Origin of the sequence: Geothermobacter hydrogeniphilus (assembly GCF_002898515.1) — a bacterium.
Lineage (GTDB): Bacteria > Desulfobacterota > Desulfuromonadia > Desulfuromonadales > Geothermobacteraceae > Geothermobacter_A.
The window spans coordinates 36,939-57,907 of sequence record NZ_PPFX01000005.1; the positions used below are offsets into that span (position 1 = coordinate 36,939).

The 20,969-nt window shown below is 59.0% G+C and carries 22 protein-coding genes; 21 read left to right on the plus strand and 1 reads right to left on the minus strand.

Annotation, left to right across the window (positions count from 1 at the left end; translation table 11 throughout):
• Positions 1 to 14: 14 nt before the first annotated feature.
• On the minus strand, positions 15 to 2,666 hold the full coding sequence (locus tag C2E25_RS03505) for a chemotaxis protein CheA (RefSeq protein ID WP_233189323.1): 2,652 nt from the start codon (positions 2,664 to 2,666) through the stop codon (positions 15 to 17).
• A 442-nt stretch (positions 2,667 to 3,108) separates the two neighbouring features.
• Between C2E25_RS03505 and C2E25_RS03510 the strand changes: the two genes are divergently transcribed.
• From C2E25_RS03510 to fliP, 21 genes are all read left to right on the plus strand, one after another.
• Positions 3,109 to 5,517, plus strand: coding sequence for a tetratricopeptide repeat protein (locus C2E25_RS03510; RefSeq protein ID WP_103114407.1), 2,409 nt, complete (start codon positions 3,109 to 3,111; stop codon positions 5,515 to 5,517).
• Positions 5,518 to 5,548: 31 nt separating this feature from the next.
• Positions 5,549 to 5,932: a flagellar basal body rod protein FlgB gene (flgB, locus tag C2E25_RS03515; RefSeq protein WP_103114408.1), complete on the plus strand. Its 384-nt coding sequence runs from the start codon at positions 5,549 to 5,551 to the stop codon at positions 5,930 to 5,932.
• Positions 5,933 to 5,934: 2 nt separating this feature from the next.
• Positions 5,935 to 6,366 (plus strand): flagellar basal body rod protein FlgC, encoded by a 432-nt coding sequence (gene flgC, locus C2E25_RS03520; RefSeq protein ID WP_103114409.1) that lies wholly within the window; start codon positions 5,935 to 5,937, stop codon positions 6,364 to 6,366.
• Between the two features lie 9 nt (positions 6,367 to 6,375).
• Positions 6,376 to 6,669 carry a flagellar hook-basal body complex protein FliE gene (fliE, locus tag C2E25_RS03525; RefSeq protein WP_103114410.1) on the plus strand — a complete coding sequence of 98 codons (294 nt, stop codon included), beginning with the start codon at positions 6,376 to 6,378 and terminating at the stop codon, positions 6,667 to 6,669.
• A 64-nt stretch (positions 6,670 to 6,733) separates the two neighbouring features.
• Entirely contained in the window at positions 6,734 to 8,290 is a 1,557-nt protein-coding gene (fliF, locus tag C2E25_RS03530) for a flagellar basal-body MS-ring/collar protein FliF (RefSeq protein WP_103114411.1), read from the plus strand.
• A gap of 1 nt (position 8,291) precedes the next feature.
• Positions 8,292 to 9,314 carry a flagellar motor switch protein FliG gene (gene fliG / locus C2E25_RS03535; RefSeq protein ID WP_103114412.1) on the plus strand — a complete coding sequence of 341 codons (1,023 nt, stop codon included), beginning with the start codon at positions 8,292 to 8,294 and terminating at the stop codon, positions 9,312 to 9,314.
• Complete coding sequence (locus C2E25_RS03540; protein WP_103114413.1) at positions 9,301 to 9,930, plus strand: flagellar assembly protein FliH; 630 nt, start codon at positions 9,301 to 9,303, stop codon at positions 9,928 to 9,930. The genes fliG and C2E25_RS03540 overlap by 14 nt, the downstream gene beginning before the upstream one ends.
• Positions 9,930 to 11,330: a FliI/YscN family ATPase gene (locus tag C2E25_RS03545; RefSeq protein WP_103114414.1), complete on the plus strand. Its 1,401-nt coding sequence runs from the start codon at positions 9,930 to 9,932 to the stop codon at positions 11,328 to 11,330. The genes C2E25_RS03540 and C2E25_RS03545 overlap by 1 nt, the downstream gene beginning before the upstream one ends.
• A 12-nt stretch (positions 11,331 to 11,342) precedes the next feature.
• Entirely contained in the window at positions 11,343 to 11,786 is a 444-nt protein-coding gene (gene fliJ / locus C2E25_RS03550) for a flagellar export protein FliJ (RefSeq protein WP_103114415.1), read from the plus strand.
• The gene (locus C2E25_RS03555; RefSeq protein ID WP_103114416.1) at positions 11,783 to 12,274 is read left to right on the plus strand and encodes a MotE family protein; all 492 of its coding nucleotides are present in this window, start codon (positions 11,783 to 11,785) and stop codon (positions 12,272 to 12,274) included. The genes fliJ and C2E25_RS03555 overlap by 4 nt, the downstream gene beginning before the upstream one ends.
• Positions 12,275 to 12,377: 103 nt before the next feature.
• Positions 12,378 to 13,787, plus strand: coding sequence for a flagellar hook-length control protein FliK (locus C2E25_RS03560; protein ID WP_103114417.1), 1,410 nt, complete (start codon positions 12,378 to 12,380; stop codon positions 13,785 to 13,787).
• A 21-nt stretch (positions 13,788 to 13,808) separates the two neighbouring features.
• On the plus strand, positions 13,809 to 14,477 hold the full coding sequence (locus C2E25_RS03565) for a flagellar hook assembly protein FlgD (protein WP_103114418.1): 669 nt from the start codon (positions 13,809 to 13,811) through the stop codon (positions 14,475 to 14,477).
• Entirely contained in the window at positions 14,474 to 14,860 is a 387-nt protein-coding gene (locus tag C2E25_RS03570; protein WP_103114419.1) for a TIGR02530 family flagellar biosynthesis protein, read from the plus strand. Before C2E25_RS03565 ends, C2E25_RS03570 begins: the two co-directional genes overlap by 4 nt.
• Positions 14,861 to 14,941: 81 nt before the next feature.
• Complete coding sequence (locus C2E25_RS03575) at positions 14,942 to 16,213, plus strand: flagellar hook protein FlgE (protein WP_103114420.1); 1,272 nt, start codon at positions 14,942 to 14,944, stop codon at positions 16,211 to 16,213.
• Positions 16,214 to 16,460: 247 nt separating this feature from the next.
• Positions 16,461 to 17,228 (plus strand): motility protein A, encoded by a 768-nt coding sequence (locus C2E25_RS03580; protein ID WP_103114421.1) that lies wholly within the window; start codon positions 16,461 to 16,463, stop codon positions 17,226 to 17,228.
• A 6-nt stretch (positions 17,229 to 17,234) separates the two neighbouring features.
• On the plus strand, positions 17,235 to 17,975 hold the full coding sequence (locus C2E25_RS03585; protein ID WP_085008689.1) for a flagellar motor protein MotB: 741 nt from the start codon (positions 17,235 to 17,237) through the stop codon (positions 17,973 to 17,975).
• A gap of 15 nt (positions 17,976 to 17,990) precedes the next feature.
• Positions 17,991 to 18,485: a flagellar basal body-associated FliL family protein gene (locus C2E25_RS03590; protein WP_103114422.1), complete on the plus strand. Its 495-nt coding sequence runs from the start codon at positions 17,991 to 17,993 to the stop codon at positions 18,483 to 18,485.
• A 9-nt stretch (positions 18,486 to 18,494) separates the two neighbouring features.
• On the plus strand, positions 18,495 to 19,490 hold the full coding sequence (fliM, locus tag C2E25_RS03595; protein ID WP_103114423.1) for a flagellar motor switch protein FliM: 996 nt from the start codon (positions 18,495 to 18,497) through the stop codon (positions 19,488 to 19,490).
• Positions 19,480 to 19,806, plus strand: coding sequence for a flagellar motor switch protein FliN (gene fliN, locus C2E25_RS03600; RefSeq protein ID WP_103114424.1), 327 nt, complete (start codon positions 19,480 to 19,482; stop codon positions 19,804 to 19,806). Before fliM ends, fliN begins: the two co-directional genes overlap by 11 nt.
• Positions 19,806 to 20,186, plus strand: a complete 381-nt coding sequence (fliO, locus tag C2E25_RS03605) for a flagellar biosynthetic protein FliO (RefSeq protein ID WP_103114425.1) — start codon at positions 19,806 to 19,808, stop codon at positions 20,184 to 20,186. The genes fliN and fliO overlap by 1 nt, the downstream gene beginning before the upstream one ends.
• 5 nt (positions 20,187 to 20,191) lie before the next feature.
• Entirely contained in the window at positions 20,192 to 20,917 is a 726-nt protein-coding gene (gene fliP, locus C2E25_RS03610; RefSeq protein WP_269845096.1) for a flagellar type III secretion system pore protein FliP, read from the plus strand.
• The last annotated feature ends 52 nt before the right edge of the window (positions 20,918 to 20,969 follow it).

Consider the following 20,969-nt stretch of genomic DNA (forward strand, 5'->3'; position numbering starts at 1 on the left):
CGGATCAAGAGTTGTTAAGCCGTAGCGGCGGCTGGCATTTCGACCCCGGCGGGCTCGCTGTCCAATCGGCAGAGCCCCTGCTCCACCACATCGACCAGGCTGCCGACATCAAGAATCAGGCAGACATCGCCGTTGCCGAGAATGGTGCAGCCGGAAGCGCAGTTGACATTGCCGAGATAATTGGAAAGGCCCTTGATGACGGTTTGCTGCTGGCCGAGGATTTCGTCGACAAAAAGACCGATGCGATCATCCTGATGCTCAAGAACAACCAGGGTTCCTTCGTGCAGTACGAAAGAGTCGGGCTTCTTGCGGAGAACATTGTGCAGTCGCAGCACCGGGACGAAATTCTCCCGGACCTTGACCAGCTCCTGGCCGTCGGGAGTATGGGTGATGGCTTCAGCCGTCGGCCGGAAGATCTCCCTGACCGACAGCAGCGGCAGAATGCAGCGGGTACGGCCGACACGAATCATCAGCCCTTCGATGATGGCCAGGGTCAGGGGGATGCGCAACTTGATGCTCGACCCCTGTCCCGGTTTGCTGTAGACCTCGATCTTGCCCTTGATTTTTTCGAGATTCTGCTTCACGACGTCCATACCGACGCCACGACCGGAGATATCGGTAATCTTGTCCGCGGTCGAGAATCCCGGCTGGAAGATCAGGTTGAAAACGGCGCGATCACTCATCTCGGCACCGTCCCCCTGCACCAGTCCCTTTTCGATGGCCTTGGCCAGGATCCGCTCCCGGTTCAGGCCGCGTCCGTCATCCTCCACAGTGATCCAGACCTCACCCTCTTCGTGTTTGGCGGAAAGTCTGACCACACCCTTTTCCGGTTTCCCGGCGGCAACACGTTCTTCGGGGGATTCCAGTCCGTGATCAAGAGAGTTGCGCAGCAGATGAACCAGCGGGTCGGTGATCTGCTCGATAACCGTCTTGTCAACCTCAGTTTCCTCACCGGACAATTCCAGTTCCACCTTTTTCCCCGACTTGACCGAAAGGTCGTGAACCAGGCGTATCATGCGCCGGAAAAGTCCCGAAACCGGGATCATGCGGATAACCATCGCCATTTCCTGGAGTTCACGGACAATTTTGCTCATCTGCTGACTGGCCTTGTTGAAGTTTTCCAGTTCCAGCCCGACCAGGTCGGGGTTGTTGACCAGCATGTTTTCGGCAATGACCATCTCACCGATGAGGTTGATCAATTTATCCAGCTTGTCGAGATCAACGCGGATGTCCTGGCGTTTGATCGTACCGCCTTTAGGCGCCGCCTTGGCCGCCCTGCCGGCAACCGCTTTGGCCGCCTTAACCGGTTTGACGGCTACGGGCGCGCGCTTTTCCGCGGCCGGTTTTTCTCCACCGCTCGGCTTCTGGGCCTGTTTAACAGCCTGGTCAATCTGTTCGCGGGTGGCGATTTCGCAGCCGATCAGGGCATCAACCAATGGCCGTGACTTGGTTCGCATCAGGGTGGCAATGGTCCCGGAAGCAACCACGCCCTGCTGGACCAGCAGATCGGCAAGACGCAGTTCCTCGGGATCAGGCGCCGGCGGTTGATCGGTCTTGACCAGCAGCTTCTTCATCTCGGCCAGACTGTCTTCAAGGTTTTCCAGTTCGCCCCTGCCGCCGTCGGCGATCGAACCGAGGCCGGTTCGCAACTGATCCACCATTTTCAGCAGGGTATCGGCCGGTTTTTGATCCCCGAAGTCACACCCCTGTTTGGCGGCGTCAAGAACAGTTTCCATCTGGTGACTCAGTTTTTCCAGGTCGACAAAACCGAAAAAGCCGCAATTTCCCTTGAAACTGTGGATGTCGCGAAAGAGCTCGGCAAGACTGTCGCTGTTGCCGGGATCTTCTCCCCAGGCCAGCAGCAACTGCTCACTGTCCGTCAACAGTTCATCCCCTTCCTGGACAAACCTGGACAGCATCTCCGGTGTAATCAGGTCTTCCAGTCCGGGCAGCTCTCCCCCTGACGCTTCCGTTTCCAGCTCAACACCCGCGGCGGCAACATCATCCTGCTGCGCATGAACACGCTCGGCTTTCTGCTGGGCTTCTCTGACCGCTTTTTCCAACAGGGCTCCAATGCCGGCGGCTTCTTCCGACACCCCCTGGTCATCGAGATTCTTTTCAACGTAATCGAGTGCCTCCCGGGCAAAATCACAACCCTGGCAGAGCAGATCGACATGGTCGGCTTCAAGCATGACCTTGCCGGAACGGATACGATCGAGAAGATTTTCCGCCAGGTGGGCAACATGGGCGATATGGTCGAATTCGAGGAAACCGGCACTCCCCTTCATGGAATGAAAGAGACGGAAGATGGCATTCATGGTTTCCGGGTCGCCGTTGGTCAGGGCAAAAACCTGGCAGGAAAGACAATCACTTTCAGCCTCGGCGAAAACGCAGGTCTGCAGCCCGGCACCGACATAACCTTCATCCAGCCAGCAGGGAGTCTCCAGGCTCTTTCCATGACGCTTGCAGGCCTTGTTGCTGCAATTAAGAACCGACCAGCAGTCGACTTTTTGACAACTCTGGCCCAACTCGATGATGGTCGGCTCGAGATTGTCGAGCATATCGCGGCTTTCCTGGATAAAGTCGTTGATGATTTCAATTTGATCGTCCGGGATATTGCCCATTGATTTCACCTCGTCAGCATTGATGCATTTAAAGGTTTTCACCTGGCCCTGATTCCACTCCGCGTAATGATGCCTCGGCATGCCGCGCGACCACCGTAAACAGTTCTGGTGCTGTCATTCCCTCATATCGACCGGCAACGGATTTCCTTTAACCTGAATCGGTGAGTTCCTGTTGGATGGAGAGTGCAGGTGCCTGGCCTGAATGAGATTTCCAAAAATCTGAAGCACACCCCAGGTTTGCTGGTGATTAGTGGGAAGCTCAGGCAGCTGCATGACTTGTGCTGTCCGCCGACAAGGGACTCACGAATTCAGGTTTAACACCAAATACAGGCTGACCGCCGCTGGCGCCGGAAGCCATCCGCGACCAGCTGTCAAAACTCCGTCCCAAGATCATCACAAACCCGAGACTCGCTGCTTACTCCTTTATTTTCAAACAGTTGCCAGTTGGCACGCGAATGGCAACCGGTGATCCCAGGACAAAACCATGAGATCTGTATCTAAACGACATACGTACGTTTCCTTCTGCCTGCTGCTTATCATCATCGGCCTGCTGCAGACGTCTCCGGCGGTTGCGGGTGAAGGAAAAAAATCGGTCCTCAACGATCTTTCCAGCCGTTCGGAAATGGGCATCAGTCGACTCACCTTCGATTTTGACCGACTGCCGAACTACGATCTCAAGACTTCGGGACAGAGAATTGACCTGATTCTGAAGCACAGCGCCGCGGGGATCGGGCTGAAGCATCTTCCTGAGGATGACAAGATCATCAAGGTGCTGGTCGCCCGCGACCTCGACAACCTGGTTGTATCGCTGCTGTTGCGCCGCATTCCATCGCACGTCGTTGCCACCCCGGACGACAACCTTCATCAGTTGAAACTCGCCATACGCTGGGATGACGCCGACACGGTCCGTCCCGGAATCGTCTTCGACCTTCCGGATATGCCGGCAGTCCGTAAAAATGGCGTGCAGCTGAAACATACCAGCCTGGCCAGGTCGCGCTACCAGGGGAACTGGACCGCTTTTCTGCAACGTTCCCACACGCCGATTCGTCTGCAGGTCACTCCCGCCTACAGCCTTCCCGACCATGCGGAACTTCCGGATGACGGGCTGCGGGACAAACGTCCCGAACAATGGCGCGTCGCGCTGCGCAAAGCCGACTGGCAGAAGCTGCAGAAGTTGACGGCTCAAGCGCCGACGGCCGCCGGGAAAATGCTGCGCGGCGAGGCATTGCTGCGCGGCGGACAGCCGGAACAGGCTCTCCAGGTGCTGCGCGAAATCAAACTGTCAGATCCGCAGGGAGTGCCGCAAGGCCGCCTCCATTATTTCCTGGCTCACGCCCAGGTCCGTGCCGGGCAACCTTACGCGGCCCTGCTCAGTCTCGCCCGAGCGGTGGACAACGCGGGTCGGGAAACTCCCTGGCAGCCATGGATCGCCCTGTTGCGCGCGGAAGTTGAACTCGGTCTCGGACACGCCGACAAAGCGCTTAAAGCCCTGGCCGCAATCTCCCCGGTAAACAATGAGAAATTACGTCTTATCAAGGAACTGCGTCATGCCGACGGCCTGAGTCTCAAGGGTGACTACCCCGCCGCCATGAAAGCCTACCTGTCCCTGCCCGAAGAACTGACCGCTGGACGCGGATTCAGTCTCGCCCAGCAGGCTCTCTGCTGTCAGATGACCGAAAATTACGGTCGCGCGCGTGAGGTATTCAACGCCCTGGCCCATCTGCTCCCGGCAGGAGAAAACAGGGCCCTGGCCCGTTACGGCGAATTGACCTGTTATGAAAAACAGAGTCGCTCGCTGGTCTACCTCGACGAACTGGAATCTTTACGCTGGGACAATGACGGCAGCGAAGTTGCCTACCGGGTGATGATGAAACTCAGTGATCTGATGGCGCCCGGTAAAACAGACGCGGCGATCCGTAAGCAACTGAAAGACTACCGGCTCGCGGCCGAAAAAGCCCCGATCATGGACTTGCGCCAGGAAGCCGGCATCAAGATCGCCATCCTGCAGCATCTGCAGGGCAAAAACGAATCCGCCATCCATCACCTGGAAAAAAACCTGCGAGACTTCAAACACGGCAGCCTGCGCAATGAAGCAGTCTCCCTGCTCGGCGAACTGTTGCCGCCGACCATCACCGACCAGATCCGCAAGGGGCGGAATCTTGACGCCCTGGTGCTGGTGGAAAGAGATCGCAACCTGCTGATTCAACAACCGCTGCCGTGGGATTTTCTCTACCAGATTGCCCTTGCCTACGATCGTCTGGAACTCGACAACCGCGCTGACAAGATTTTTCTCTATCTCTACGACCGGGCAAAGGACAAGAAACAGAAAGCGCGGGCCTGTCTGCTGCTGGCCCGGAATTACCTGCAACTCGGGGAGCTGGACCTGGTCGAACAGTACAGCGAACGCTACCGCACCCTGCAACCGCATGGCAGTGACCTGGCTCGTTCCTGGCTGCTGCAGTTGCGGGCTCGGGTCACCCGGGACGGCACCCAAAATGCTGTCGCCTGGTTCGACCGGCAGAAGGTCACCGCAGATTCTGAACTGGCACTCTACGCGGCGCAACTCTACTGGGAGCTGAAACGCTATGACCGGGTCGTGGACAACCTCGACCGGGCGGAAAAAGAGACGACCAGGCTCCCGCTGCAGGCGGCACTTTGGCGGGCGGAGGCCTGTTATCGCCTGGGTCGAAAAGGAAAAGCGCTGAAATATTTTCAGGATCTGTTCAATCAGTCGGAAGCCGCGGCCCAGGCGCGATATCGGGCGGCAACCATCCTGCTCGACAAAAATATGCTTGAAGCGGGCAGCCAACTTCTCAAGGAAGTTGCCGCGGATACCAGTGACAAGCGGTGGAGCCGACTGGCTGCGGACAGACTGCTCAGCCTGACCATGTAGAACCAACCTGATCTGTTGAAGAGGGACACCGATGGCCGAACCGGTAATTTTCGATACCAGTATGCAGATGCTCAGAAAAGTTATCGAGCTGCGGCAGAAAAGTCAGCAGGTCATTGCCAGCAATATCGCCAACGCGGATACCCCCGGATACCGGCCGCGTCGTCTCGAATTCGAGAAAAGCCTGGCACGGGCGGTATCCGGCGGTATGAACCAGAAAGCGACCTGTCCCGAGCATCTCTCCGCAGACGGCACCCTCTCCGGCTTGACCGGTGAGGTGGTCACCGAAAATGGGGCGGTCAATGTTGACCAGGAAATGATCAAGCTGTCGGAGAACCAGATTCTTTATGAAGCGGCGGTGCAGATGCTGAACAAGAAACTCGCCCTGCTCAAGTACGTAGCCCAGGATGGGAGATAGTCATGAACATCTTTGACACCATGAAAATCAGCGCGTCCGCTCTCAAGGCGCAACGGATCCGGTTGAACGTTATCAGTTCCAACCTGGCCAACATCGAAACCACGCGCACCCCTGAGGGCGGGCCCTATCGGAAGAAAAATGTCGTCTTTCAGAGTACCAGACTTGATTTCGGCGACCGCCTCGATCAGGAGACCCGTAAAGGGGTACAGGGGGTGCGGGTTCCGGCCATCGTCGAGAGCAACCGTATGCCGCGACGCGTTTTCGAACCGGGGCATCCGGATGCCGACAGTGACGGCTATGTCGCCAAACCGGACATCAACCCGGTGGAGGAAATGACCGACATGATGAGCGCCACCAAGGCCTATGAGGCCAATGCCAATGTCATCAAGGCGGCCAAGCGGATGGCCTTGAAAGCCCTTGAAATAGGACGTTGAGGATAAGTCATGGAAAAAATATCGCTGCAGAGTCAATTGCTGCCGAAACTGACCCCGGGCGGATCCGCGACAAAAAACCCGGCAGAAGAATTCGGCGGCGCCCTCGGCAAGGCCCTGAACGATGTCAACAAGATCCAGGCCAAAGCCAATGACGGCATCAAAAAGCTGCAGAGCGGCCAGGATGCCAGCCTGCCGGACGTCATGCTGAGCATGGCTCAGGCCGACATTTCGATGCGTCTGCTGGTTCAGATGCGCAACAAGGTGATCGAAGCCTACCAGGAAATCATGCGCATGCAGGTTTGACCTGAAACCGCTGTCTCATTCAGGTGAACTGTTCAACTTGCGATGAAACGGAGAGTTTTGACCCATGGCTGAAACCACGACCGAGACAACCAACACCAACCTGCTGCAGAACTGGCCCACGTCGCGCAAATTGAGCCTGGTCGGCGTCGCCCTGCTCTGCCTGATCTTCTTCGCCGTCATCATTATCCAGGCACGGGTCGCCGATTACAGCCTGCTGTTTGCCAATCTCGACGGCAGTGATGCGTCTGCGGTGGTCGATTGGCTGAAGGACCACAAGATTCCCTATGAGTTGAAAAATGACGGGCAGGCCATTTATGTCCCGGCGGACAAAGTCCACGAAAGCCGCCTGCAGCTCGCCGGAGCGGGACTCCCCCAGGGCGGTGGCGTCGGCTTCGAGATTTTCGACAAGCAGAGCTTCGGCATGACCGATTTTGTGCAGAAGGTCAATTATCGCCGTGCCCTGCAGGGAGAACTGGCCCGAACCATCTCCTCCCTGGCACCGGTGGCCGGAGCCAGGGTCCACCTGGCCCTGCCCGAACGACGGCTGTTCAAGTCGGAACAGCAGCAGCCATCCGCTTCGATCATTGTCAAGCTGACCAATGGCCGCCGACTGAGCCAGTCCCAGATCAGCGGCATCGTTCACCTGGTCGCCGGCAGCGTCGAAGGCCTTGAACCGGAACAGGTGACAATCGTCGACGCCAGCGGAAAAATCCTCTCTAAGCCGGCCGCCGACGTCGGTGAAGACGGCACCTCACCGGCGATGCTCTCTCACCAGGCGAACATTGAACAGCGCCTTGAACGCCGGGCGCAATCACTGCTTGATCGGGCCCTCGGTGCCGGCAACTCCCTGGTCCAGGTCACGGCAAGCATCGATTTCAGCAAACATGAACGGCTTGAGGAGATTTACGACCCCCAGAAAACCGCCGTGGTCAGCGAGCATGTGACCGAAGAAAAAGGCGCGAGCGAAACCACCGGCGGCGTTGCCGGCGTTCAGGGTACGCTCGACGGCGCCCAGCCCGTTACCAGCACCACGCCATCGAGTCGGACCGATGAAATCACCAATTATGAGGTCAGCAAAATTGTCAACAAGCTGGTGGAACCGGTGGGCAAACTGAAGAACCTTTCCGTCGCCGTTCTGGTCGCGGATCGCCAAGTGACCGGCGAAGGCGGCGAAACCAGCTTTGAACCCCGTGATGCCAAGGAGCTGGCGGCCATTGAAAAGATGGTACGCAGCGCCCTCGGCATCAACCAGGACCGCGGTGACGTGATCAGTGTCACCTCGATGCCCTTCGAAACCGACATTCTGACCGAGCCGATTCCCGAAAGCAGTCCCCTCGACCACATCAATGTATTTATGCCCCTGATCAAGTACGCCCTGCTGAGCATCGCCTTCCTCATCGCCTACCTGGTTCTGGTACGGCCGATGATCCGCAGCCTGCGGGGCGGCAGCGGTCCGGTTGCGCAATACAAAACCGTTCAGGAGTTGGAACAGGAGATGATCGAAGGTGGAGAAAATCGGCTGCTTGCCGCCAAGGATCCGGCCGAACGCCTGCGGCGCCAGCTGATGAATTCCGAATCCTCGCCGACCCAGGTGGTCAAAGCCTGGCTGCAGGAGAATTGACATGATGGTCGGCGACAAAAGTTTTTCCAAGCTGACCGGGGTCGAAAAAGCCGCCGTGCTGCTGCTCTGCCTCGGCGAGGAAACCACCACCAAGGTGTTCGAGGAGTTGCCGGATGACGATGTCCGCATCATCAGCCGCTGCATGATGAACATCAGCCACGTCTCCGCCCCCCTGGCCAAGGATGTAATCGAGGCCTTCAAAAAGGATTCGGCCGAATACACCGGCCTCTTTGTCCAGGGGCGCGAATTCGTCCGTAAGGCGATCGCTTCGGCAGGCGACCCGGGCCGGGTCAACAACCTGATCGAACAGGTGGAAAACACCGCCGACGAACGCCCCCTGGAAACGATCTCGCTGATGCAGCCGCGCATGGTCGCGAGCCTGCTGCAGTCGGAACATCCGCAGACCGTCGCCCTGATCCTGTCGACCCAGAAACCGGAGCATACCAGCCGCGTGGTCAGCTTTCTTCCCGAAGAACTGCGGGCCGACATCATGTACCGCATCGCCCGCATCGACAAGGTCTCCCACGAGGTCATCGCCCAGATCGAGGAGGCCCTGCAGCGGGAAATCGGCGTCGTCAATGAAGGAGATCAGCAGCAGGTCGGCGGCATCGACAAGGTGGTGGAGATTCTTGGCCGCATGGAAGGTGGACTGGACCGGGACATTCTCGACAGCATCGACGAGGAAGACACCGAACTCGCAGAAGAAATCAAACGCCGCATGTTCACCTTCGAAGACCTGGGAGAACTGGATAACCGGGCCCTGCAGACCATCCTGCGGGAAGTCAACAACGACCAGCTGACCATGGCTCTGAAGAGTTGCTCAGACGGCGTCAAGGACAAGATTTTTGCCAATATCTCCGAACGGGCCGCTTCGATGATCGAAGAAGATCTTGAGGCCATGGGTCCGGTTCGGCTTTCGGAAGTGGAGACCATGCAACAGACCATTGTCGATATCGCCCTGAAGCTCGAAGAAGAAGGTCAGATCGTCATTGCCGGCCGCGGAGGTGGTGATGTCCTTGTCTAAAGTGCATCGAGCACAGGAATTCGCCAACCTGCAGCAGGTTCATTTCGCCGACTTCGGGTCCGTTTCACCGGGCATGCCCGCGGGAGCGGAGTTGGGCGGATTTGAGCAGCCGGCGGCAACCGCCAGCAGTGAAGAAGCCTTCACCCGCGGCCGGCAGGCGGGAATCAGGGAAGCCGAGGAACGTTTCGAACAGGCCGCCAACGCCCTGGCCAAAGGTCTCGAAGAAATCAGCCGGCTGCGTGAATCCATTCTCAACAACAGCAGCCGCGACATGCTGCGCCTGGTCCTGACCATCGCCCGGCAGGTCATTCACCGCGAAGTGACCGTCGACCCGGAAATCGTCCTGTCGACCATCGACATGGCCCTGCAGGCGGCGGTTGAGTCCGACAGTTTCCAGGTCAAGGTCAACCCGAAGGACCTGGCCCTGGTTGAAGAACGCAAACCGCTTTTTCTGGCCAGCATCAAGGGGCTGGAAAACATCGTATTCAAGGCTGACGAATCGATCGCCTCCGGCGGTTGCCTGGTCGAATCAGATCTCGGGCAGGTTGACGCGACCATCGACGGCCAGCTTGAAGAAGTGCGCAAAACCCTGCTCGGGGCCATAGAGAAATCCTGATGGAACGCCTGGTAGCGCAAATCGAAGGGTTCAACCCAATGCGCGTCTGCGGCAAGGTTACCCAGATCGTCGGACTGGTGGTCGAAGGATTCTGCCCCACCGCCGCGGTCGGCACCCTGTGCCAGATCGAGCCGTTGAACGGCGGCGCTCCGGTCAGCGCCGAAGTGGTCGGGTTCCGCGGCAACCGGGCCCTGCTGATGCCCCTCGGAGAACTGCGCGGCATGGGACCGGGAAGCCTGATCCGGGTCTGTCGTGACAGCGCTTCCCTGCCGGTTGGCCCGGGTCTTCTCGGCCGTGTCGTCGACGCCATGGGCCAACCTCTTGACGGTACGGCCCTGCAACGCTGCGACCGGGAAATGCCGATTTACGCCCTCCCCACCGGCCCCCTGGAGCGCAAGAAAATCGACCGGCCGCTCGATCTCGGCGTCCGCGCCATCAACGGGCTGTTGACCTGCGGCATCGGACAGCGGATGGGCATCATGGCCGGTTCCGGGGTCGGCAAGAGCGTCCTGCTCGGAATGATGGCCAAACAGACCCGCGCCGATGTCAACGTCATAGCCCTGATCGGGGAACGGGGCCGCGAAGTACGGGAGTTCATCGAAAGCGATCTCGGGCCGGAGGGTCTGGCGCGTTCCGTGGTGGTGGTCGCGACTTCGGATCAATCTCCGCTGCTGCGCATGCGCGGGGCCTTTGTGGCAACAACCATTGCCGAATATTTCTGCCGCGAAGGAAAAAATGTTCTGCTGATGATGGATTCGGTGACCCGGTTCGCCATGGGCATGCGCGAAGTCGGACTGGCCATCGGTGAACCGCCGACCACCAAGGGCTACACGCCGTCCGTTTTCGCCACCCTGCCGAAACTTCTGGAGAGAGCCGGAAGTTTCAAAGGCAAAGGCAGCATTACCGGGCTCTACACGGTCCTCGTCGAGGGCGATGACATGAATGAACCGGTGGCCGACTCGGTACGCTCGATTCTCGACGGACATATCGTCCTGTCGCGGGACCTGGCCGCCCGCAACCATTATCCGGCCATCGATATCCTGGCCTCCGCGAGCAGGGTCATGCGCGAAATCGTCGAAGAAGAGCAGATCCGGGCGGCAGGACACATCAGAGAGATTCTGGCGACCCATCGTGAAGCTGAAGACCTGATCAACATCGGCGCCTACGCCGCCGGCAGCAACCCGAAAATCGACCACGCCATCGCCAAGATCGAAGCGGTCAACCGCTTCCTCCGCCAGGGGATCAAAGACCAGGCCGACCTGCAGTCGACCATCAACGCACTGCGGGATCTGGCTGCCGACAAACCTCAGGCGCCGCCGCAACCGACCCCGCCGCTGCAACCGGCAACGACTGCAGCGCCAACGATGCAGACAGCTCCACCGCCACCGGCGTACAGCTGAAAGGATTAAATCATGGGTAAGGCCTTCAAACTTCAATCGGTGCTGAACTACCGGCAGATCATCGAACGCGAAGCCCAGCAGGTGCTGGCTCGCGCCCTGACGCGCCAGGGGGACCTGATGGCGCAGCTGGCCCGCCAACGGGCCGAACTCGACTACCTGACCAGCGATTTCGAAAATCGCAAGCGGCAGGGGCTGTCAATGGCCGACCTGAATCTCTACCGTTCCCACATCCGTTATTCAGAACAGCAGCTGCGCAGCCTGGAGAAGGAATTCGAACAGTCGAATACCGAGGTCTGCAGGTGCCGGGAAGAACTGATGCGCAGCTGCCAGGACCGACGGATGGTGGAAAAACTGAAACAGAAACAGGCCGTTCAGACCCGACGGGAAAACCTGCATCGGGAGAACCTCAGTCTTGACGAGATCGCACTGCGCGAACGACAGGGAGGACTGGCATGAAACAGCTCTGCTTTCTCCTGCTGCTGGCACTCTGCCTGGTTCCACGACCCGTGGCGGCAGCCCTGCCGCCCGAGGCTGACGGGATTGCCAGTGTCGAGGAACGCCGGTTGCTGGCGGCGATCGAAGAGCGAAAAAAACGCTTTGCCGAAAAGGAAAAAGCCCTGCAGTTGAAGGAAGAGAAGTTATCCAGCCTGGCGATCGAACTTGATCGACGACTGGAGGAGATGCAGAAACTGCGCAAACAGATCGCGGACCTGCTCAAGGAAAAGAAACAGGCCGAAAACGAGCGTATCAAGGCCCTGAGCCAGATGTATGAAAAGATGGACAAGGCCAAGGCGGCCGAACTGCTCGGCAAAATGGACTGGGATCTGTCGCTGGCGATCATGAGCCAGATCAAGACCAAAATCCGCAGCAAAATCATCAGCCAGATGGATCCGCAGTACGCCCTTCACTATACCAAGGCTTATTCCACCCTGAAACAGGATTGATTCAAGGTGGTTGACCATAGCCCGTCACGGACGGGATATCCCAGACCCGCACCGGGGTGAGACGCCCACGGCATCAGGGTCGCACAGAAAGGAGGTGAATACCATGGAAGCCATTCCGTTACTCAACATCAATGCCGCACTCCCGACGGCACCGGGCATGGAAACAGCCGCTGCCGCCCCGCAACCGGGGACCGAATTCGAACAGTTGCTGGGGACCCTGACCGGTCAACTGCAGAAGGAAGATCTGACCAGGATGCTCGACGACGGCCAGTTTCTCGCCCTGCTGGCAGGTCGGGGACAGGGTGGACAGGCCATGCCGCAGTTGCCGCAGGATCTTATCGCGCAGCTGCCCGAGGAGATGCAGCTGGCGATTCGCAGGCTGCCGCAACAGGGCCTGCTGCAGAGACTGCAACCGGTCGGCGGAGTTCCGAACGTTGCGGTCCCATCCGGACAGGTGGCAGAACCACAGCTGCCGACAACAGAAGAACCCGGCATCGCTCCTGAACCGGTACAGATTGTCAAGGCCGAGGAAACCACCGGTTTCAAACAGCTCGGGCTGCCGCTCGAAAAGCCTCTGCCGACGACAACCCCGGCGCGGGCTTTCCCGGAGCAGCCACAGCCCGGGAAGCTGCAGCAGGCGTCAAACGGACCGCCCCTCGACCCGGTCAAGGCTCTTCAACCGGTACCGCAGACCATCGAACCCGTGATCCCGACGCAGACCGGGGCCGTTGAACCCGGGGATCCACGTTTCGGCAAATTGCTCGGCAAACTTGCCGAATCCAGCCCCCAACGGAAGGAGACGTCAACCGCTCCAGCGACGCCACCGCGTTCTGAAACCTGGCTCACCGGAGTCCAGCAGCTCCAGCCGGCCGCCGAGGGGAGCAACAACCCGTTCGGTGATCTTCTGCAGAACCAGAGCCGTGATCCGGGCGATCAGGCAACCGATCAGCCGCGCATCGAGGCCTCACATCTGCAGCCGGGATTCAACCTGCACCGACAGGCGCCCCAACCGGTCACACCGTCGGCACGGCCTCCCACGGCAACAATCAGCCTGCCGTCCGGACACGTTGTCGAGGAAAAGGCCATTTATGAACAGGTTGCCGGCCACATCCAGGGCAGCCGCAACGGAAAGTCCGGTCATGCCAGCCTGCGGCTGCATCCGGCTGAACTCGGTGAAGTCAAACTCGACCTGAGCGTTCATCATGACCGCGTCAGGGCGGAGATCCACGCCCAGAACAGCCAGGTGCAGGGAGTGCTGGAACGCAATCTTCCCCGTCTGCGTGACGCCCTGGAACAACAGGGACTGCACATCGAATCGCTGCAGGTCAGTGTCGATTCCGGACACAGCCAGACCGGGAACTGGCAACAGCAGTTTGCCGGACAGTTCCAGCAGCATCGTGCCCCCACTCCGCATCAGCCCTACCGACAACCCGGGCTGCCGCAGGAGTTGGAGACGACAGTCGAACCGAACCGACCTTACCGTCATGGTCAAGGTCTCAGCCTGCGGATCTGATCCGCGTGGAAAGGAGCAGCAATGGCAACCATCAACGGCATCGGCAGTCAGCCGAACCTGGCTGCCGCTACCGGCAATATCGCCAGTCAGGCCCTGGGCAAGGAGGACTTCCTCCAGCTCCTGGTCGCCCAGCTGCAGAACCAGGATCCGCTCAACCCGGCTGATGCCACCGAGTTCACCGCTCAACTGGCTCAGTTCAGTTCGCTTGAGCAGATGTTCAACATGAATGAATCGATGCAGAAGCTCACATCCCTGAGCGGGGACATGGAACGCCTGTCAGCGCTCGGTCTGATCGGACGCGAAGTCACGGCACAAACCGACCTGTTGAAATTCGAGGGCGCACCGGTCGAACTCGGCTACCGCCTGCCCGATTCGGCGGCCCGGGTCACGGTCCATATCCTCGACGCCAACAACAACACGGTCGCCACCCTGGCACCGCCGAGCAAACTGGTCGGCGAACATTTCCTCTCCTGGGACGGCACCGCCGACAATGGTGTCACCGTTCCGAAGGGAAGCTACCGGTTGGCGGTCAACGCCCTGGACAGCGAAGACAGGACCATTGAAACCGTCCCCCTGGTTCGCGGTACGGTTTCCGGCGTTGATCTCGATCCCTCAGGCAGCAGTGTGGTCACCGGAAACGGCAGTTTCCTGATGAGCAAACTGCTGAATGTCAACGGAGGCTCGCCATGAGCAGCCCGATCACCATCATGCCGACACCGATCGGCCGACCGACGTCCCTCCCGACAACCGGAGCCGGGAAGAATACCGGGATCAACGCCACACGGTTCGAATCCCTGCTTCAGGACCGCATGGCGGGGCAAAGCGTCAGATTCTCCCGTCATGCCGATCAAAGACTGCAGCAACGCGGCCTGCGGATCAGCGGGGAACAATCGCAACGCCTGCAGCAGGCGATGCGGAAAGTTGCCGACAAGGGCGGCCGTGACTCGCTGGTGCTGCTCGACAACCTGGCGCTGGTGGTCAGCGTCCCCAACAACACGGTCGTCACGGTCAGTGACCGCGGCAGCCTGCGGGAGAATGTCTTCACCAACATCGACAGCGCGGTCATCGCCTGACCGCCCCAACCGAACCGGTCCTCACGCGAGGAGGTTCGTGGGCCGCCGACCGACAGACGCGGCCCCACGGAGGAACAAAACATGGGAATCGCAAGCAGTCTCTTCAGTGGTGTTTCCGGCCTGACAACCAACGGCAACGCCATGAGCGTCATCGGCAACAACATCGCCAACAGCAACACCATCGGTTTCAAATCGAGCCGGTCGATTTTTGCCGACCTGCTGTCCAGCACCATTTCCGGCTCCGGCGGGCAATCACAGATCGGCCGCGGCTCGGGCATGTCGGTGGTTGACAACATCTTCAGCCAGGGAACCTTCGAGAACACCGAACTCAATTCCGACCTGGCGATCGAGGGGCCGGGATTCTTCATGGTCACCGACCCGAGTACCGGCGAGCTGCGCTTCACCAGGGCCGGTGCTTTCCGTTTCGACGCGGACGGCTACCTGATCAATCCCGAGGGCTACAATGTTCAGGGCTATATCCTCGATGACCAGGGCAATACCGTCGGCGACCTGACCGACATCAAGGCCAACACCCGCTCCTTCAGTCCCGCCAACCAGACGGCGATGGTCACCCTGAACACCAACCTCAATGCCAATTCCCCTTACGTCGGTCCCTTCGACATCAACAATCCGGCAACCACATCGAACTACGCCGCGTCGATTCGGGTCTTCGACTCTCTCGGCCAGACCCACCTGCTGACCACCTATTTCACCAAACTTGATCCGGCCACCAATCCACTGCAATGGGGCTGGTATGCCACCATGGATGCCGGTGAACTCGGCGGCACCCCGGGCACCCTGCAGCAGGTCGGAACCGGCACCCTGCAGTTCGACACCTCCGGCAACCTGGTCACTCCCACGGTCGGTACAACCACCGCCGGAGCCCTGACCTGGGGCAACTCGGCGGCCCAGAACCAGCAGATCAACATTGATTTCCAGACCACCCAGTATTCGAGCGACTCGGTGGTTGTCGCCCAGGAGCAGGATGGTTTCGGCACCGGCACCCTGGTTAAACTCAACATCGACAATGACGGATACATCATCGGCAACTTCAGTAACGGGCAGCCGCGCAAACTGGCCCAGATCGCCCTTTCAAAATTTTCCAACCCCGGCGGACTGAGCAAGGCGGGCAACAATCTTTTTGAAGCCAGCGACTCATCCGGCCCGCCGATTATCGGGACTGTCGGTTCCGGGGTCGGCAAGATCTTTACCAATTCCCTGGAGCAGTCGAATGTCGACCTGGCGCAGGAGTTCGTGAAAATGATCACCACCCAGCGCGGATTCCAGGCCAACTCGAAAATCATCACCACCACCGATGAAATGCTCAATGACCTGATCAACCTGAAGCGCTAGCAGCCTTTCGGGCTTACTCTTCGGGTCAAAATCATGACCCCGTTGCGGGCCGACAACCTTTCCGGTTGTCGGCCCGTCCTGTTTTCCGCAGAAAATAAATTTCATAACTGCCTGTTTTATCAGCTGTTTACAACGTGATGGTGTTGTCAAAAAATCAACCCCAGGTGGGTGGCATGTCTTTTGATATGGCACCACTGCAGTTCGTTTGTTGTTACGTTGAAAACCGTCAGAAATTCTTGAGGGCAACATGGACCTGTCAACCATTCTCGGAATTCTCGCCGCCTTCGGCCTGATGTTCGCCGCCATGTCGAGCGGCGGCAACATCGGTATTTTTATCGACATCCCGTCGGTCATGATCGTTGTCGGTGGAACTGTCGGGACGGTGCTGGTGCACTTTCCCTTCGGTGATGTGTTCAGTTCGATCAGTGTCTTCAAAAAAGCGATCCTGCACAAATCGGTCGACCCCAAGGAACGGGTCAAAACCATGGTCGAGTACGCCGGCAAGGCACGCAAGGAGGGCGTTCTCTCGCTGCAGTCGGTGCTCAACAACATCAGCGACCCGTTCCTGGAAAAAGGACTGCAGATGGCGGTCGACGGCCAGGAGCCGGACACCCTCAAGGAACTGCTCGACCGGGAGATCGACTACATCCAGGAACGTCATGACAAGGGAGCGGATATTTTCATCGCCATGGGCACCTACGCCCCGGCCATGGGCATGATCGGCACCCTGATCGGCCTGGTGCAGATGCTCCAGTCTCTCAGCGACCCATCCTCCATCGGACCGGCGATGGCGGTCGCCCTGCTGACCACCTTCTACGGCGCCATTATCGCCAACGTCTTCTGCATGCCGATCAGCGGCAAACTGAAGGGCCGTTCGGCGACCGAAGTCCTCGACAAATCACTGATCGCGGAAGGACTGAAGCTGATTCTCAAGGGCGAGAACCCGCGCATCATCGAACAGAAGCTGCATGCCTTCATTGCCCCGAAACTGCGCGAAAGCAACTTCAACAACTGATAACCCATGGCCAGAAAACAAAAAAAAGCGGAAGCCGGAGCACCGGCATGGATGGTCACCTTCAGTGACATGGTCACCCTGTTGCTGACCTTTTTCGTGCTGCTGCTGTCGATGGCACGCCTCGACAAGATGAAGTTCATGGATGCCGCCGGCTCCCTGCGCGGGGCATTCGGCGTGCTGGGTTCATCGGACAAGGCCGAGGTCACCAAGCCGCGCATCATCGATGTCGCACCGGTTTACGACGACCTGGTGAGCCGGGTCTACAAGCGGGTCCTGGCCCACCTGCAGCGATTGCGGATCGACCGTGAAATCGAACTGGTCAAGGATCGCGGCGCTGTCGTGCTGCGGGTCAACAGCGCCATCCTGTTCGATCCCGGTCAGACCAGGGTCAAGCCGGAAGCCGAAGTGATCCTGCAGAAAATTTCCGAACTGGTCCGGCCCCTGCCGATGAGCCTGCGGATCGAAGGTCATACGGATGACATCCCCAGCCGGCACGCCGCCGTAAGCAACTGGGATATCTCGGTACAGCGCGCTGTCAATGTTTTGAAATTCATGGCCAAACGCAAGTTGATGCCGCTGGAACGCATGTCCGCGGTGGGATACGGGTCGATGCAGCCGGTCGTCCCCAACGATTCACCCGAACACCGGGCCATGAACCGACGCGTTGAATTTGTTCTCGAAAATCTCGGCAACTATCGGGAGGACCTTCCCTACCTGATCGATGCCCAGGACCAGCTACCCTTCTAACCGGACGAGGTTGATATGGCCGACAAACCTGAAAGTGCTCCCGAGGGGGGCGGCAAATCAAAAAAGATGCTGCTGATCATCATTATCGCCGCGGTGGTGCTGATCGGCGGCGGCGTGGCTGCTTTCCTGCTGCTGGGCGGCAACAGCGATGCCGAAGCCAAAGCTGAACAGGCGAAAAAGGATGCCGAGGCCATCGCCAGCACCAACATCGGCCCGATGGTCAACATCGAATCCTTCATCGTCAATATTCTCGATGATTCCGGCACCCGCTATCTCAAGGCCGCCATGACTCTCGAAGTCACCTCCGACAAGACGGTCGAGGAGATCAACCAGCGCATGCCGCAGATCAAGGATGCCATCCTGCTGCTGATCGGCAACAAGTCCTTCAGCGAACTGCAGGATCTGCAGGGGAAAATGCAGCTGCGGGCCGAACTGAGCGCAAAGCTCAACGACCTTCTCAAGAGTGGTCAGATAAAGCGTATCTACTTCACCGATTTCGTCGTTCAGTAGGAGAACCACGTGGAACGCATCCTGAGTCAGGAAGAGATCAGCGAACTGCTCTCCGCCGTCAAGCACGGCGACATCGAGCCCGAGCCAGAAGAGGCCGCCGTCTCAGACAGCGGCTCCGTCTGTCGCCTGGACCTGGTGCGGGCCGGGTCGAACAACGAACTGAGGCTCAACAACCTCGACCTGATCCTCGATTCATTCGCGCGCAATTACGCCATCACCCTGACCAACCGCATCCAGCAGCCGGCCAACGTCAAACGCACCGCCATCTCTTCAATGGAATGTGAATCCTATCTCAACCATCTCAAGGATGGCGCGGCCATCGGTGTCTACAAACTCGAACCCCTGCGGCACGGCATCCTGGTCGTCTTCGAATCCGAGCTTTCCTTCGCGATGGTCGAACTCCTGCTCGGCGGCAACCTCGGCACCAAGTCGCGCATGGCACAACGGCCGCTGACCTCCATCGAACTGAATATCCTCGACAACAGCATCGGGGATGCGTCTCTCGACCTGGTCAAGGCGCTCGGCGACCTTGATGAACTCACCATCGAGCCCCAGGGGATTCAGAACAACCCGCGCATGGTCAACCTGATTCCCGCCGACGCGATGACCATCGTCGCCAAACTGGATGTCGAAATGAACGGCGCAGGCGGCCAGATGCATCTGGTCATCCCCAATTCGGTCCTTGATCCGCTGCGCGAGAAACTGCAGGCCAGGGATCAGCCGGACAACCTCGGCGACAACAACTGGCAGAAGCACCTGCGCAGTGAACTGCCCCTGATCCAGGTTGAATTGTCGGCGGAACTCGGAACCATCAATCTCGAAATGCGGGATTTCATCAACTTCCAGGTCGGCGACATTATTGACCTGCCCTGGAACCCGTCCGACCCCCTGACCATTCAGGTCGAGGGACGGCCCAAGTATTTTGCCCAGGCAGGTATCCGCAACGGCAACAAGGCCGTGCGTATCTCGGGAATCTATCAAGAGGGAGCAGAGCATGGAAACTGACACTCGAAACACCACCGGCACCGGCAACGGAGATATGAACGGTGACGCTGTAAATCCGCGCAGCATCGACTTTCTGCTCGACATTCCACTGAATGTCTCGGTCGAAGTCGGTCGGTCGCGCATCCTGGTCAAGGAACTGCTGCAGATGCGCGAAGGCTACGTCATCGAGCTGGACAAACTCGCCGGTGAACCCCTTGACCTGTATGTCAATTCGAAACTGATCGCCCGCGGCGAAGCGGTGCTGGCCAATGACAAGTTCGGCCTGCGCCTGACCGATGTCATCAGCCCGGCGGAACGCATCGAGAACCTCGGCTGATGAAAAGGATATTCTGCAGCGTCGGCCTGCTGCTGACTCAACCGGCCCTGGTCCTGGCGGCGGCGGACAGTTCCAGCAGTGAACTGCTGAGCAGCGGCATGCGGGTGATCGGCACGCTGGTGCTGATCATCGGCCTGGTGCTGGTGATCTATGCCCTGGCAAAAAAACGCTTCAAATTCCTTCCCGGCCGTCACCAGGGTGCCATCCAGGTTCTGGAGATGCGCTACCTGGCGCCCAAAAAAGCCGTCGCGCTGGTCAAGGTCCGAGGCCAGGAGCTGCTGCTCGGGGTCGGCCAGGAGCAAATCAACCTGCTGCACCGGCTGGAAACTCCGACAGACTTCGAAACAACCCTGCAGGATCAATTGAAGGAGCAGGCGTGAAACGAATCCTTTTCATCCTTGCCATTCTTTTCATTCCACCGGCCGCGCATGCCCAGGGGCTGCCGACCATCACCTTCGGCATCGGCGAGGCGACAGGCCCGGGAGAAGTGTCCACCGCCCTGCAGATCCTGGTGGTGCTCACCATTCTCTCCATCGCCCCGGCGATCCTGCTGATGACCACCGCCTTCACCCGCATCGTGGTCGTCCTCTCCTTTGTCCGGCAGGCCATGGGGACGCAGCAGATGCCGCCCAACCAGGTCATTATCGGCCTCTCGCTGTTTCTCACCTTCTTCATCATGGCGCCGGTCTTCAACCAGATGAACGACACCGCTCTGCAGCCCTATCTGGCCAAAAAGATATCCCAGGAACAGGCCCTGAAACGGGCACTGGCGCCGATGCGGGAGTTCATGTACCGACAGACCGATGAGAAAGACCTCGCCCTGCTGGTCAATATCGCCGGCATCGGTCAACCTCGGGATCTGACCGATGTGCCGACCGTGGCGCTGATTCCGTCTTTCATGCTTTCCGAATTGAAACGGGCCTTTCAGATCGGCTTTCTCATCTATGTCCCTTTTCTGGTGATCGACATGGTCGTCGCCTCGGTGCTGATGGCGATGGGCATGATGATGCTGCCGCCGCCGATCATCTCCCTGCCCTTCAAGCTGCTGCTGTTCGTCCTGGTCGACGGCTGGGGGCTGGTGGTCGGCTCGCTGGTACAGAGTTTTCACTGACGCAGGTCGCCGGCAGAGACCGGGCACGGGAGGTCGCAGCGGACCTCGCGCC

Bases quoted from the DNA above. Each gene is read 5' to 3' on its own strand.
- C2E25_RS03510 (WP_103114407.1), top strand. From the start codon at position 3,109: ATGAGATCTGTATCTAAACGACATACGTACGTTTCCTTCTGCCTGCTG.
- flgB (WP_103114408.1), top strand. From the start codon at position 5,549: ATGGCCGAACCGGTAATTTTCGATACCAGTATGCAGATGCTCAGAAAA.
- flgC (WP_103114409.1), top strand. From the start codon at position 5,935: ATGAACATCTTTGACACCATGAAAATCAGCGCGTCCGCTCTCAAGGCG.
- fliE (WP_103114410.1), top strand. From the start codon at position 6,376: ATGGAAAAAATATCGCTGCAGAGTCAATTGCTGCCGAAACTGACCCCG.
- fliF (WP_103114411.1), top strand. From the start codon at position 6,734: ATGGCTGAAACCACGACCGAGACAACCAACACCAACCTGCTGCAGAAC.
- fliG (WP_103114412.1), top strand. From the start codon at position 8,292: ATGATGGTCGGCGACAAAAGTTTTTCCAAGCTGACCGGGGTCGAAAAA.
- C2E25_RS03540 (WP_103114413.1), top strand. From the start codon at position 9,301: ATGTCCTTGTCTAAAGTGCATCGAGCACAGGAATTCGCCAACCTGCAG.
- C2E25_RS03545 (WP_103114414.1), top strand. From the start codon at position 9,930: ATGGAACGCCTGGTAGCGCAAATCGAAGGGTTCAACCCAATGCGCGTC.
- fliJ (WP_103114415.1), top strand. From the start codon at position 11,343: ATGGGTAAGGCCTTCAAACTTCAATCGGTGCTGAACTACCGGCAGATC.
- C2E25_RS03555 (WP_103114416.1), top strand. From the start codon at position 11,783: ATGAAACAGCTCTGCTTTCTCCTGCTGCTGGCACTCTGCCTGGTTCCA.
- C2E25_RS03560 (WP_103114417.1), top strand. From the start codon at position 12,378: ATGGAAGCCATTCCGTTACTCAACATCAATGCCGCACTCCCGACGGCA.
- C2E25_RS03565 (WP_103114418.1), top strand. From the start codon at position 13,809: ATGGCAACCATCAACGGCATCGGCAGTCAGCCGAACCTGGCTGCCGCT.
- C2E25_RS03570 (WP_103114419.1), top strand. From the start codon at position 14,474: ATGAGCAGCCCGATCACCATCATGCCGACACCGATCGGCCGACCGACG.
- C2E25_RS03575 (WP_103114420.1), top strand. From the start codon at position 14,942: ATGGGAATCGCAAGCAGTCTCTTCAGTGGTGTTTCCGGCCTGACAACC.
- C2E25_RS03580 (WP_103114421.1), top strand. From the start codon at position 16,461: ATGGACCTGTCAACCATTCTCGGAATTCTCGCCGCCTTCGGCCTGATG.
- C2E25_RS03585 (WP_085008689.1), top strand. From the start codon at position 17,235: ATGGCCAGAAAACAAAAAAAAGCGGAAGCCGGAGCACCGGCATGGATG.
- C2E25_RS03590 (WP_103114422.1), top strand. From the start codon at position 17,991: ATGGCCGACAAACCTGAAAGTGCTCCCGAGGGGGGCGGCAAATCAAAA.
- fliN (WP_103114424.1), top strand. From the start codon at position 19,480: ATGGAAACTGACACTCGAAACACCACCGGCACCGGCAACGGAGATATG.
- fliO (WP_103114425.1), top strand. From the start codon at position 19,806: ATGAAAAGGATATTCTGCAGCGTCGGCCTGCTGCTGACTCAACCGGCC.